The 13,448-nt window shown below is 69.3% G+C and carries 12 protein-coding genes; 9 read left to right on the top strand and 3 right to left on the bottom strand.

Features of this window, described 5'->3' with window-relative positions:
• The first annotated feature begins 31 nt into the window (after positions 1–31).
• The gene (locus ACEN2M_RS05015) at positions 32–1,063 is read left to right on the top strand and encodes a LacI family DNA-binding transcriptional regulator (RefSeq protein WP_441647039.1); all 1,032 of its coding nucleotides are present in this window, start codon (positions 32–34) and stop codon (positions 1,061–1,063) included.
• Here the strand turns inward: ACEN2M_RS05015 and ACEN2M_RS05010 are convergent.
• Complete coding sequence (locus tag ACEN2M_RS05010; RefSeq protein WP_441647193.1) at positions 1,049–1,894, bottom strand: NAD-dependent epimerase/dehydratase family protein; 846 nt, start codon at positions 1,892–1,894, stop codon at positions 1,049–1,051. The two genes, ACEN2M_RS05015 and ACEN2M_RS05010, sit on opposite strands and share 15 nt — an antisense overlap.
• A gap of 202 nt (positions 1,895–2,096) precedes the next feature.
• Here ACEN2M_RS05010 and ACEN2M_RS05005 point away from each other — a divergent pair, with 202 nt between their 5' ends.
• A complete protein-coding gene (locus ACEN2M_RS05005; RefSeq protein ID WP_441647038.1) occupies positions 2,097–3,281 on the top strand; it encodes an ROK family transcriptional regulator in 1,185 nt (394 codons plus the stop codon).
• On the opposite strand, the gene ACEN2M_RS05000 is transcribed toward ACEN2M_RS05005, so the two are convergent.
• The gene (locus ACEN2M_RS05000) at positions 3,272–4,210 is read right to left on the bottom strand and encodes a LysR substrate-binding domain-containing protein (RefSeq protein WP_441647037.1); all 939 of its coding nucleotides are present in this window, start codon (positions 4,208–4,210) and stop codon (positions 3,272–3,274) included. The genes ACEN2M_RS05005 and ACEN2M_RS05000 overlap by 10 nt on opposite strands.
• A gap of 106 nt (positions 4,211–4,316) precedes the next feature.
• Here ACEN2M_RS05000 and ACEN2M_RS04995 point away from each other — a divergent pair, with 106 nt between their 5' ends.
• The 6 genes from ACEN2M_RS04995 (at position 4,317) to ACEN2M_RS04970 (ending at position 11,089) form a co-directional block, all read left to right on the top strand.
• On the top strand, positions 4,317–4,847 hold the full coding sequence (locus ACEN2M_RS04995) for a GNAT family N-acetyltransferase (protein ID WP_441647036.1): 531 nt from the start codon (positions 4,317–4,319) through the stop codon (positions 4,845–4,847).
• Positions 4,848–5,028: 181 nt separating this feature from the next.
• Positions 5,029–6,306 carry a multidrug effflux MFS transporter gene (locus tag ACEN2M_RS04990; RefSeq protein ID WP_441647035.1) on the top strand — a complete coding sequence of 426 codons (1,278 nt, stop codon included), beginning with the start codon at positions 5,029–5,031 and terminating at the stop codon, positions 6,304–6,306.
• A gap of 55 nt (positions 6,307–6,361) precedes the next feature.
• On the top strand, positions 6,362–7,201 hold the full coding sequence (locus ACEN2M_RS04985; RefSeq protein WP_441647034.1) for an alpha/beta fold hydrolase: 840 nt from the start codon (positions 6,362–6,364) through the stop codon (positions 7,199–7,201).
• On the top strand, positions 7,198–8,595 hold the full coding sequence (locus ACEN2M_RS04980) for a GTP cyclohydrolase IIa (RefSeq protein ID WP_441647033.1): 1,398 nt from the start codon (positions 7,198–7,200) through the stop codon (positions 8,593–8,595). The genes ACEN2M_RS04985 and ACEN2M_RS04980 overlap by 4 nt, the downstream gene beginning before the upstream one ends.
• Positions 8,596–8,901: 306 nt before the next feature.
• A complete protein-coding gene (locus ACEN2M_RS04975; protein ID WP_441647032.1) occupies positions 8,902–9,660 on the top strand; it encodes a phosphatase PAP2 family protein in 759 nt (252 codons plus the stop codon).
• 151 nt (positions 9,661–9,811) lie between these two features.
• A complete protein-coding gene (locus tag ACEN2M_RS04970) occupies positions 9,812–11,089 on the top strand; it encodes a saccharopine dehydrogenase family protein (RefSeq protein ID WP_441647031.1) in 1,278 nt (425 codons plus the stop codon).
• Between the two features lie 103 nt (positions 11,090–11,192).
• Here the strand turns inward: ACEN2M_RS04970 and ACEN2M_RS04965 are convergent, their stop codons facing one another.
• The gene (locus ACEN2M_RS04965) at positions 11,193–12,815 is read right to left on the bottom strand and encodes a DUF222 domain-containing protein (protein ID WP_441647030.1); all 1,623 of its coding nucleotides are present in this window, start codon (positions 12,813–12,815) and stop codon (positions 11,193–11,195) included.
• 177 nt (positions 12,816–12,992) lie between these two features.
• On the opposite strand from ACEN2M_RS04965, the gene ACEN2M_RS04960 reads away from it, so the two are divergent.
• Complete coding sequence (locus tag ACEN2M_RS04960) at positions 12,993–13,433, top strand: DUF805 domain-containing protein (protein ID WP_441647029.1); 441 nt, start codon at positions 12,993–12,995, stop codon at positions 13,431–13,433.
• Positions 13,434–13,448: the final 15 nt, after the last annotated feature.

The following is a 13,448-nucleotide window of genomic DNA, read 5'->3' as shown; positions in this document are numbered from 1 at the left end:
CGACGGCTCCACCTTAGGCATCAGAGGACGCATGGCAACTATTAACGACGTGGCACGTCTTGCCGGCGTCTCGATCAGTACGGTCTCCTATACCCTCAGCGGCAACCGTTCGATTGCTGAATCCACCCGGAACCGGGTGGTCAGCGCCATCCAGGAGCTCGGCTACCGGCCCAATGCGGGGGCCAGGATGCTCGCCGGCACCCGCACCCGCATCTTCGCGCTGACCGCTCCGGTGCGGGCAGACACCCAATCCGGCGTGCTGATGTCATTCGTGCTCGCGGTGGCCACGGCCGCACGCAAGATCGACTACGACGTGCTGCTGCTCACGGCCGACGAGGCCTCCACCGGGCTCGAACGGGTCACCTCGAGCAGGCTCGCCGACGGCATCATCGCCCTCGACGTGTCACTCGACGACGAGCGGATGCCGCTGCTGCGCGCGCTGAACATCCCCGCCACCGTCATCGGAGTGCCGGCCGACACCGACGGACTGGTCTGCGTCGACCTGGACTTCGAGGGCGCCGCGAGCCTGGCCGTCTCCAGGCTCGCCGACCTCGGCCACCGTTCGATCGGGCTGCTCGGACTGCCGCGCAGCACCTACGCCTGGGGCGCGAACTACCCGCTCCGGTTCCGTGACGGTTTTCTGGCGGCGGCGGCGGAACGCAACGTCGCCACCGCGTTCGTGATGCCGGCCACCGACATGGACAGCATCCGGCGCAGCATCGACGAACTCTTCGCCAGCCTGCCGAACATGACGGCGCTGGTCATGCACGCCGGCGAATCGGTGCAGACCACAGTGCTGGAAATCCTCGCCTCCCGGGGCCTCTCGATTCCCGGTCAGCTGTCGGTGATCTCGGCCTGCGCGGTCTTCGACACCTCGGAGTTCAGCCCGCCGCTCGATGAGATCCCCCTGTCTGCGGAGGACTCCGGAGTGCGCGCGGTGGAGCTGACCATCCGCCAGATCAACGGCGACCGCACCCCACACATCGACCTGCTGCCGGCGCGTTATGTCGAGCGGGGTTCGACCGGCCCCGCCCCCGTCCGCGGGGTCTTAGCGGGGGTCTAGCCAGGAGTGCTCGGGGGAGTAGCCGAGCAGACGGCGGGCCTTGTCGATGGCGAGCAACGTGTCGGTTCCGTCGACCGCGCGGGTGAGCTGCACGCCGGGGAACACCTCGGCGGCCAGCTCGGCGCTGTCCCGGCGCATCACGGTGTCGGCGGCGGCGATGATGTACCGCTCGAACCCGGGCGGCGCGGTCTGCAGCGCCTTGAGCACGGCCTGGGCGCCGTCGCGGCCGTCGATGTAGCCCCAGAGGTTCCACTTGCGCAGCGTCGCATCCGCCTGGAACGCCTCGAACCCGTCGTAATCCTCGGGATCCATCACGTTCGAGAATCGCAACGCGGTGATCGAGAGCAGCGGATCCCAGCGCACCAGCTCGATCGCCATCGTCTCCTCGAGGTGCTTCACCAGCGAATAGGTGCTCTCCGGCCGGGCCGGGTACTCCTCGTCGACGGGGATGTATGGCGGGTCGGTGTCGAAGGGCAGGCCGAGCACGGTCTCGCTCGACGCGTAGACGATACGGCGGATGCCCGTGCGCCGGGCCGCCTGGAACACGTTGTAGCTGGCGAGCATGTTGTTGTGGAAGGTGGCCACATCGGGCACGATTCCCGGCGCCGGGATCGCGCCCAGGTGCACCACCGCGTCGAAGCCGCTGGTCTGGTCGTCGACGCCGGCGAAGGCGTCGATCACCTGGCCGTAGTCGGTGAGGTCGATGCGCAGGAAGCCGGGGCCGCGAGCGCCGTCGCGGTCGAGGTTGAGCACCTCGTGGCCCTCGGCGCGCAGCCGGGCGAGCACTGTCTTGCCGAGCTTGCCGCTGCCGCCGGTGAGCGCGATTCTCAGGGTGGGGGATTCCATGGACATCCTTGTCTGCGTGGTTCGGGTCGATTTGTGGCGTTGAGCAACGTATCACGGCCGGTCTGCGGCCCAGCCGGGTACTCTGGGGAGAAATCATCGGATTGCCAGGCGTCAGCCGGTCAGTGGGCAGCCAGACCCAGGGCATCAGCCAGACGGAGGAACCGTGCAGGGCAGTAGCCATGACGACGTGCGCAGACACAACCTGTCTGTGGTGTTGCGACTCGTGCACCGCAGCGGGGCGGCATCGCGCTCGCAGCTCACCAGGCTCACCGGGCTGAACCGCTCCACCATCGCCGCCCTCGTCTCCGAGCTGGTCGAGCGGGGACTGGTCGTGGAGAGCGAACCGAGCTCCACCAATCAGGTCGGCCGGCCCAGCCCCATCGTCAGCGTCAGCGAGCAGGTCGTGGCGCTCGCCGTGAACCCTGAGATCGACGCGGTCACCATCGGCATCGTCGGCCTCGACGGCCAGGTGCACCGCCGGGTGCGGTACCCCACCGATCAGTCGCCGAGTGTGCTCGAGGCCGTCAACATCGCCGGCGCCGTGATCGGCGGCATGCGCGGAGAACTCGAGTCCAAGTTCAAGGTCGTGGGCATCGGCGTGGCCGTGCCGGGACTGGTGCGCGCCCACGATGGGCTCGTGCGCCACGCGCCGCACCTGGGCTGGATCGACGAACCTCTCGCCGAGATGCTCGAGGCTGCCACCGGCTACCCGGTGCTCGCCGCCAACGACGCCAGCCTCGGCGCGATGGCCGAGCGGTTCTTCGGTGCGGGCAAGGGCATCACCGACCTCATCTACCTCAATGGCGGCGCGAGCGGCATCGGTGGCGGCATGATCGTGGGCGGGGCGCCGGCCGGTGGCATCGGCGGGTACGCGGGCGAGTTCGGGCACATGCGGGTCAGCGACAGCGACAGGGTCGACTCCGCGGGCCTCCGCGGCACCCTCGAGGCCGAGGTCACCCGGCGCGAGCTACTCGAGGCGCTCGGCCTGGCCGGTGCGGATGCCGACGAGCTCGAACAGGCGTTGCTGGCGTCCACGTCAGATCAGGTGCGCGCCGAGGTCAACCGGCAGATCGACCACCTCGCGGTGGCGCTGGCCGGGGCGATCAACATCCTCAATCCGCAGCTGGTGGTGCTCGGCGGGTTCCTCGCCGCGCTGCTCGCGGTGGATGCCGACAGGTTGCGGTCAGCGGTCGCGTCACACTCGTTGGGCGCCGCGTTCGGCACCGTGCGGCTGAGCGCCGCCGAACTCGGCTCCAACCTGCTCATGATCGGCGCCGCGGAGCTGGCCTTCGAGGGCCTGCTCGACGACCCGGCCGGGCTGCCGGCCCTGTCGGAGGCGGCTCCCGCCGGGTCGGGAACAACTCAGCCCTGAGCGGAGCCCGGCACCGGCTCCGCCCCCGGGGTCAGGGTGGGCGTGAGTGAGCCCGGCACCCGCAGGAAGTTCGTGATGATCGCTCGGGCGTCGTTGGCGCGCTGCACGAGCTGCACCTCGCTCCGCGGATGCACTCCGGCCAGCGGCACCGTGCGTACCCCGGCCGGCAGGTTCAGGGCGGCGCTGGCCGGGGCGATGCTCACGCCGAGGCCCGCTCCCACCAGGTGCAGGATCGTCACCCAGGAGGAGGCCTCCTGCACCACCCGGGGCTCGTAGCCGGCCTGGCGGCACGGCTCGAGATTGCGCAGGTACGCCTGCTCGCCCGCGGCGCGGGGATAGAAGACGAAATCGTCGTCGCGCAGCATCCCGGCCTCGAGGACCGTGAGGCCGGCCGCCGGGTGATCGTTCGGCACGACAGCGACGAAGGGCTCGGTGGCGAGCGTGGTCAGCGTGATCGCCGGGTGCGGCTCGGAGTCGCGCACCACCCCCATGTCGATCTCCCTGGCGAGCAGCCTGTCCAGAATCAGCGACGTGTAACCCTCGTGCAGCTGCACGTGCACCGCCGGGTACAGCGCCCGGAAGGCGCGGATGCGCTCCGTGATGCCCAGCGGAATCGCCGAGGTGATGAAGCCGATGTCGAACCGGCCCTGTTCTCCGCGCCCGATGCGGGCGGCCTCGTCGACGTCGGACGCGGCCTGGTCCAGCAGCCGGCGGCTGCGCTCGAGGAACGCCGTGCCGGCCTCGGTGAGCAGCACCCGGCGCGACGTGCGGTCGAACAGCGGCGTGCCGATGAGCTCCTCGAGCCGTCGGATCTGCTGCGAGAGCGGCGGCTGGGCCATGTGCAGGCGTTCGGCCGCCCGGCCGAAGTGCAGCTCCTCCGCCACGGCGACGAAGTAGCGCAGGTGCCTCAGTTCCAGGTGTGCGGCCATACCCCAAGGTTACCAAGACCTATCGGGTCTTGATCCAGTACCAACGGATATTGGACGTCTGAATCAGACGCTCGCAGAATGGGAGCACAGCACGAAGGAGCCCGCCATGTCCCACACCCCCGCCGCCCCGACGAACACCGCCCCAACGAACACCGCCCCGACCAACCCCGCCCTGGTCATCGAGGAGATGAGCTCCGCCGAGGACGCCCGGGCGTTCCGGGAGCTCAATGAGGAGTGGATCAGCCTGCTCTTCACGCTGGAGGACGCCGACCGGGTGTTGCTCAACGACCCCGCCGGCCGCATCCAGGGCCGCGGCGGCGTCGTGCTGATCGCCCGGCTGGGCGAGGAGCGGGTGGGCTGCGTCGCGGTGGTGCCGGCGGGCGACGGCGTCTTCGAGCTGTCCAAGATGGCGGTCAGTCCGGCCCTCCGCGGCCACGGGATGGGCCGGCGCATCATCGGGGCAGCCATCGACGCGGCCCGGCGGCTTGGTGCGGCCTCGCTGTTCCTGGGCAGCAGCACCAAACTGCCCGCTGCCGTGCACCTCTACGAATCGGTGGGCTTCACGCATGTGCCGGCCGAGCGGATCGGCCCGATGCCCTACGAGCGGGCCGACGTCTTCATGGAGCTCGTGCTCTAGCGCGGCCGACGGGTCGACCGGCCGGTCGACTACCGGGGCGGAAAATGCAGAAATCCCCGGATCCGCGCAATCTTTGCCGCGATGCCACGGCGGGGGAATAGAACCGACCGTCGCACGCTTTTTGCAGATGGGTATTCACCCACACTCCACACCGCACGACCCCGACCGAGGACTCTTTCACGTGACTACTGCCGTCATCCCCGTCATTACCGAGGCGCAACTGCACTCGACCGCCCGGCACCCCGGTGACGCCCTGTCCCGCGGGCAGCGCGTGGTCTACATCATCATCCTCGGCGCGCTGACGGCCCTCGGACCGTTCACCATCGACCTGTACCTGCCGGCGTTCCCCACCCTCGAGAGTGAACTCGGAGTCTCGGCCGCCGCCATCCAGCTCACCCTCACCGGCACCATGATCGGCTTCGGCTTCGGCCAGCTGATCGTGGGTCCGTGGAGCGACAAGGTGGGCCGCCGGCTGCCGCTGCTGCTCGCCACCGGCTTCCACGTGCTGGCCTGTGTGGGCGCGGCACTGTCCAGTGACATCGTCACGCTCGGTATCTTCCGGGTGCTGCAGGGCTTCGGCGCCGCAGCCGGCGCCGTCGTGGCCATGGCCATGGTGCGCGACCTGTTCGGTGGCAAGCCGCTGGTGAAGATGCTCTCCCGCCTGGCCCTGGTCAGCGGCCTCGCGCCGGTGCTGGCGCCGGTCATCGGCTCGCAGCTGCTGCTCGTGATGCCGTGGCGCGGCATCTTCTGGGTGCTCGCCGGTTACGGCGTGGTCGTCATGGTGGCCGTCGCCATCTGGATCGTCGAGACCCTGCCCAAGGAACGCCGCACCGTGCCCGGCCACTCCAGCCTGGCCCAGCGCTACAAGGCCGTGCTCAGCGACCGCACCTTCGTGGGCGTGCTCATCATCGGCGCGATGACCTTCACCGGCCTGTTCTCCTACCTCTCCTCGTCGCCGTTCCTGTTCCAGCAGGTCTACGAATTCAGCGCCCAGCAGTACGGCGTGCTCTTCGCGGTCAACTCCCTCGGCATCGTCGTGGGCGTGCAGGCCAGCTCCCGCCTGATGCACCGCTACAACGTGGGCCCGCAGAACATCCTGATCGTGGCCACAGCGGTACTCGTGGTCATGTCGGCGGCCATCTTCACCCTCGACCTGCTCGGCGCCGGGCTGTGGGGCACCCTGATTCCGCTCTGGTTCTTCATCGCAGGCTGCGGCTTCACCTTCCCCACCGTGCAGGTCATCGCCCTGAACGCGCACGGCAGCGAGGCCGGTACCGCCGCCTCGCTCCTCGGCGCGGCCAACTTCGGCATCGCCGGCCTGATCTCCCCGATCGTGGGCGTGCTCGGCGTCGGCACCGCCGTGCCGATGGCCTCGGTGATGGGCGTCGCCGCGATCGTCTCCATCCTCAGCCTCTGGCTGATCGTGCGGCCGCGCACGGTTGAGGCGCTCACGCACTGACCGAACCGGCGCCGACCGTCGCATCCGTGCGCGTCTCTATGGAAGAATCTCGAACGTGACCGATACTGCGCCGACCGGCCTGACCGCTCCCTCGGCCGGGGCGGTGGACGTTCTCGTGCGCAACTGCGTTACCGTCGCCGGAGATCCAAGCCTGCCCCCGATCATCTTCGGCCCCGGCTACGGCACCAGCCAGAACATGTGGCGTCTGGTGGCACCGCAGTTCGTCGACGCGCGGCGCGTGGTGATGTTCGACCACGTCGGCTCCGGCGACTCGGATGTGTCGGCGTACGACCGGCGCAAGTACGACACGCTGCGCGGCTACGCGGCCGACCTGCTCGAGATCGTGCGCTCCCTCGACCTGCACGATGTGGTGTTCGTGGGCCACTCGGTCAGTGCCATGATCGGGGCGCTGGCCGCGATCGAGGAGCCGGAACGGTTCGCCAAGCTGATCATGCTGAGCCCGTCCCCGCGGTACCTGAACGATGACGGCTATGTGGGCGGGTTCGAGCGCGCCGACGTGGATGCGCTGCTGGACGCCCTCGAGGTGGACCACGTGAGCTGGGCCGCCCAGATGGCGCCGGCGCTGATGCAGAACGCGGAACGCCCAGAGCTGGCCGTCGAACTGGCCGAGAGCATGGCGCGCACCACCACCAAGGTCGCCCAGCACTTCGCCAGGGTCACCTTCCTCTCCGACATGCGCCGGTACCTCAAGCACATCAGCACGCCCACGCTGATCCTGCAGACCTCCGACGACCTGATCGCCCCGCTCGAGGTGGGCGAATACCTGCACGAGCACATCGCGGGCAGCGAACTCGTGGTGCTCGGTGCGGCCGGGCACTACGCGCACCTCTCTGACCCGGCCGAAATCGAGCAGCAGATCCGGCGCTGCCTGTGACGCTGGAGGACGTCTCCCGAGCGCTCTTCCAGCACGCACCGGCCGGGTTGCTCGCGATGTCGACCGACGGCGTCATCCGCTCCGCGAACGACACCTTCTGCGACTGGGCGGGCTACCCGCACGACGACGTCGTCGGTCGCTACTTCCCGTCGCTGCTGTCGCGGGGCAGCAAGCTGATCTTCTCCACCCGGTTCATGCCGCTGCTGCAGACGCAGCGCACCCTCAACGAGATGATGCTCACCCTCTCGACCAGCACCGGCGGCACCCGGGACGTGCTGGTCAGTTCTGTGCTGCACGACGCCGGTGCCGAGCCCGTGATCTACGCGGCAGTTCTGGACGCCGGTGTGCGGCTCAAGTACGAGCGCGACCTGCTCGACGCCCGCCGCACGGCCGAGACCGCTGTGGCGCGGGTGCGCATCCTGCAGGAGGCCGCGGCCGGCCTGGCCCCGGCCACCACCCTGGCGGCGTTCGGGCGGGCGCTGCGGGTGTCGGCCGAGACGGCCACGGATGCCGCGTTCGTGTCGGTCATCGTCGTCAACCCCGGCGGCCGACTGGACCTGGTCTCGGGCACCCGGCCTCTCGCCGACACTGTGGCGCTGGCCGACCTGCTGCCCGTTCAGCAGTGCCTGGCCGAGGGCCGTCCGGTCCTCTGCCGCACCGCCGCCGACATCGTGGCCGCCTTCCCGGCCCTGGCCGCCGGGTTCGACCTGGAGGGCATCGAGGCGCTCTGCATCATCCCGGTGATCGAAGACGGCACCGTCTCCGGAGCCATCGCCTGTTGGTTCCAGCGAGAGCGGGAACTCGACGAGAACCTGCTCGACCTGCTCGCGGCTCTGGCCACGCAGGCGGCGCCGGTGCTGGAACGCATCCACCTACAACGCCAGATCGAACACCAGTCGCTGCACGATTCGCTCACCGGGCTGCCCAACCGGATATCGATGCAGCAGCGGCTGCGGCAGTTGCTCGCCGAGGCGGACCGGCACGGCGGGACCGTGGCGGTGCTGTTCCTCGACCTGGACGGGTTCAAGGCGATCAACGACACCTTCGGTCACGAGGCCGGCGACCAGGTGCTGCAGCAGGTGGCCGGCCGGCTGGCGCACACCCTGCGTGTGGGCGACACCGCGAGCCGGTTCGGCGGTGACGAGTTCGTAATCACCTGTGACGGTGTCGACGAAGAAACTGTGCTGGAGGTGGCCCGGCGCATCCGGGAGGCGGTGAAGCAACCGCTCGAGGGCCTCGCCCGGGGATCGAGTGTGTCGGCCAGCATCGGCATCAGCGTGTTCACCCCCAGCGGCGGTCGCATCACCCCGGAGGCGCTCGTGGCCCTGGCCGATGAAGCGATGCTCGCCTCGAAACGTGCCGGCAAGGGCCGCGACACCCTCGTCGTAGCCTGACCGCGCCCCGCGCCCCGCCCCACCAACTCGAGCGCCCCCGCCCCGCCCCCGCCCCGCCCCTCATGACTGGCCCACTTTTGCTAGTGGCGGGGGCTGTCGCACTAGCAAAAATGGGCCAGTCTTCCCTGGCCGGCAGCCGGTCGGTGTCGCTCGTTCTTGGGTGGCCCACTTTTGCTAGTGGCGGGGGCTGTCGCACTAGCAAAAATGGGCCAGTCAGGTGGGCGGCGGGATTGTTGGCTCGGATGCGGTGGGACGGGGCCCGCGGGTCAACTCCCGGTGCCTGGCGGAGCGATCTAGCATGGGTTGATGGACCCATCGCGCCAGCCCGACAGTGAGCCCACCGAAACCGTGCGGCCGCAGACCGCACCCGACCATGCCGAGACCGCGGCGGATGCGCCCTCCCGCCGCATCGCCCGCCGTTGGCCGTTGATCAGCGGCGCGGTCGCCGTCGTCCTCGCCTTCCTGCTCGGCGCCCTGATCCTCACCCGCGGTGCCGGCCGCCCGATCGAGGCCGACGCGGAGTGGATGGAGGAGATCCTCGAGCACCGCTCCCCGGTCTGGGAGGTCCCAGCGCTTGTGATGAACTTCCTGGGGGCCGGCATCGCCGGTGTCATCGTGATCCCGCTCGTGATCGTGGTGACCCTGCTCGTGCTCAGGCGCCCGTGGGCGGCGCTGTACTTCGTGATCGCCACCGTCGTCAGCGCCGGTCTGGTGCAGCTGCTCAAGACCCTGTTCGGCCGGGCGCGCCCCGAAGACATGCTGATCACGTCGGACTTTGGCTCATTCCCTTCGGGGCATGTAGCGAATGCGGCCACCATGGCCGTTGCCCTCGGAATCATCTTCCCGTGGGTGTGGGTGTGGATCGCCGGCGCCGTGTACACGGTGGCGATGATGGTCAGCCGCACCTATCTCGGTGCGCACTGGCTCACCGACACCATCGGCGGTCTGATGCTTGGAGCAGGCGTCGCCGTCGTGCTGTGGGCGCCGCTGGCGGCCAAGCTCGACGGGGAGAACACCATCGCCAGACGGCGGGCGGCCAGGCCTCGCCCGCCGACACGCGGCTAGTTCCGACGACCTACCGGGCGCGGCGGAACAGGACCCACGTGTGGCCGCGTCGCCATGCCCGTCCACTCGACGTTCCAGTGACCGTACCCACCCGGTGCGGATGTTGCCTACGGTACTGACATTCGCGGCGGCCGCACGCTAGCGTCAGGTCATGAGAATTCTCCTCGTAGGTGCCGGCGGCGTCGGAGACGCGTTCGCGAAGATCATTGCCCGCCGTTCGTTCTATGAGCACGTGGTGGTGAGCGACTACGACCTGGGACGGGCCCAACGCACCATCGCGGCGATCGAGGCCCGGCACGGCGCCGAGACCGCGGAGAGGTTCACGGCGGCGCAGATCGACGCATCCGACCCGGATGTCGTGGCGCGCGTGGCGCGCGAGCACGGGGTCAGCCATGTGATGAACGCCGTGGAGCCCAAGTTCGTGCAGAGCATCTTCGCCGGGGCGCTCGCCGCGGACGCGGACTATTTGGACATGGCGATGAGCCTGAGCGAGCCGCATCCGACGGACCCGCACACCGAGACCGGCATCAAGCTCGGCGACGACCAGTTCGAGCAGGCCGCCGACTGGGAGACCAGTGGGCGCCTCGCCCTGGTGGGCATGGGTGTGGAGCCCGGGCTCAGCGACGTGTTCGCCCGGTATGCCTCCGATCACCTGTTCAGCGAGATCGACGAGCTCGGCACCCGGGATGGCGCCAACCTGGTTGTGCGCGACGAGGCCGGCAACGAGATCTTCGCGCCGTCATTCAGCATCTGGACCACCATCGAGGAGTGCCTGAACCCGCCGGTGATTTTCGAGAAGGACCGCGGCTGGTACACGACGCCGCCGTTCAGCGAGCCCGAGGTCTTCGACTTTCCCGAGGGCATCGGCCCGGTGGAGTGCGTGAACGTGGAGCACGAAGAGGTTCTGCTGATGCCGCGCTGGCTGGATGCGAAGCGGGTCACCTTCAAGTACGGGCTCGGCGAGGAGTTCATCGGTGTGCTGCGTACTCTGCACCTGCTCGGCCTCGACAGTGTGAACCCCGTGCGGGTGCGCACCGCGGACGGCCCCGCGATGGTGGCTCCGCGCGATGTGGTCGCCGCGAGCCTGCCCGACCCGGCCACCATCGGCCCCCGCATGACCGGCAAGACCTGCGCCGGGGTCTGGGTGACCGGCACCGGCACGGATGGCGCGCCGCGGGAGGTCTACCTCTATCACGTGAGCGACAACGAGTGGACGATGGCCGAGTACGACGCCCAGTGCGTGGTCTGGCAGACCGCGCTCAACCCCGCGATCGCCCTCGAGCTGCTCGCGACCGGCGTGTGGACCGGCACCGGCGTGCTCGGCCCGGAGGCCTTCGATGCGAAGCCCTACCTCGACCTGATGAGCGCCCCCGAACCGGCCGGCTACGGCCAGCCCTGGGGCCTGGACGAACGCACTCCCACCGTCTGACCGCCTGGACCGACCGACCGACCGACCGACCGACCGGCCCGACTCGACGGGCATGCGCCGACGGGCCCGACCCAACAGAGGAGTACCCGTAACCCTCAGACCCTCAGATCGAACGAGGCCCGGGTGGCTGCCGGCGCTGCTCGAGCGCGGCGGGACTCTTGCCGCGCAGCTCGATGAGGGTCTGGCCCGGGTTGACGGATGCCGGTGGCCGCAGCCAGTAGCGGCCACGGTTCTCGAAGATCTGCCAGCCCTGATTGTGCAGCATCCGGTGGTGCGCGCTGCAGAGCAGAATGCCCAGCCGGATATCGGTCGCCCCCTGGTCGCGCAGCCACTCTTCCAAGTGATGGGCTTCGGTGCGGGAGGGAGGCTTGTCACAATCGCCCCACCGGCACCCTCCGTCGCGGGCGGCCAGAGCAGTGCGTTGCGCCGGGGTGAACAACCGCTCCTCCCGGCCGAGGTTCAGCGGTTGACCGTGGGCATCGAAGGTGACCTCCACGGTGCCGGAGGTGCAGATCACCCGATCGATGGTCTCGCGGGAGACCGGTGCGGGGTTGCCTTCGATGTAGCCGTGCCCGGTGCCGTCCGGCACCGGCACCAGAATGTCGGTGGGCGCGGGTTCCGATGTCACGGAATCGGCGGTGGAGCCGGGTGCGGTGGCCAACAGTCGCACGGCCGGGATGCGTCCGCCGAGCAAATGGTTCGGGTTCACCTCGGAGCCTGCCTTGATCAGGTCGACGAAGGTGTCGGCCGCGATCTGCTCGGTGGTGCGCGGGTCGTCCCGCATGGCCCGGGCCCAAGCGGCGCGGTCCGGGTCGACGAAACGCACTCCGCCGCGGCGAGGCCCGGTGAGGCTGTCGTAGACGGCCTGAATGAACTCGCCCTGTTCCGGCGGAAACAGCCCGTGGACGTGCACCTGTCCGGAGCCGGTCTTCCAGACCCGGAGGTACCTGTCGTCCCGGGCCTTCTTCTCGCGCCTGGCGATGCCGGCCTCGTCGAGGCTGTCGCGCATGCGGCGCGACCGCTTGAGTAGTTGGTCGACGTTCATCGTGCGCGCTTCGCCCAGAAGCGTGGCCACGGCGTCGGTGAGGACATCGCCGGTCACGACGGAATCGACATCCCCGAGGCCGGTGCGAATCGCGTGTGCCGCAGCCACCGACAGCGTGCCGCTGTTCACGGCCGCGGATACCGGGGAGTGCCAGGGCACCTCGACGGGGAGCTCGAAGGCACAGCCGCCGAGTGCTACCCCACCGAACAAGCCGGTGTCCGGCCCGTCCTCACCCTCCGCGCCGCCGCTCCCGTCGAGGAGCCGTTCGGCGGCCTCCGCTTCGGCGTCTGCTTTCGCGGTCTCCGCGGCCTCGGCCTCGCCGAGCATCCGGCCCACGTCAACGAGCTTGAGGGCGTCGGTGCGGGTCGACCCGGTCATGGTCTGGATCAGTTCGTCGGGCGAGGTGAATCCCTGCTGCGCGGCCAGTCCCTGCTGGCCCAGCTCCGGCCGGGAACGGTGCGCGAGCGTCTTCGCCATCCACACTGATCGGGTTTCGACCAGGCCCCGCAGGCGGGCGAGATCGCGCTGTCCGGCGAGAAGTGCGGCGTCGGTGAGGGCGTCGTAGTCGGCGCTGCACGCGCCCAGATTCTCCACTGCCTCGACCGCGGCGGTGAGGGAACCAGCCGACCGAGCGCGCTCGGGCGAGCCGCCGGGAGTGGATACGTCTACGAAGGTGGACATGCAGTGAGAGTATCCCGATTTCGAAGTCTTGTGTGAGTGAATCTCAGGTTGTGGATTACTTCCTTGCCGGCCCTCGTCGATGCTCCCGGCGCCGGCTGCCCGATCGGTGGCGCTGCTAGGGTGAACGCCTGCGGTCGTCCTCCCGGCGGCCCATCAAATGGGGGATTTGAGAACACTATGTTGACTCCGCAAGCGGCCATCAAGTCGGTCTTTCGCAACTACGCCACCCTGGCGGGGCGGGCACCGCGCAGCGAGTTCTGGTGGTTCGCCCTGGCCCAAGTCGTGCTCTTCTTCGCGATTTCCCTGCTCGGCGCTGCCGGCGCCGGCAGCTCGCCTGAACCCGACACGGTGCCCGTGTCGGTGGGCGTCGCCACCGGTCTCCTTCTCGCCCTGGGACTCGGCCTGGCGATCCCGAACATCACCCTCTACGTGCGTCGCCTGCACGACGCCGACTTCTCCGGCTGGATGTACTTCCTCGCCTGCATCCCGTACGCCGGCATCCTCGTCGTCATCGTCTTCGCGCTGCTGCCCAGCCAGCCTGCCGGCGCTCGCTTCGATGCTGCCCCCAATCCCGGCCCCGGCACGCCGGCCTACACGCCGACCCAGACTCTCTCCTGACGCCGGCCGACAGCA

The sequence above is a fragment of the Cryobacterium sp. W22_MBD10_FK3 genome, from assembly GCF_052113745.1.
Classification (GTDB): domain Bacteria; phylum Actinomycetota; class Actinomycetes; order Actinomycetales; family Microbacteriaceae; genus Cryobacterium.
Note: the sequence above shows the minus strand (reverse complement) of the source record. Positions and strands in the feature narration are given on the sequence as shown.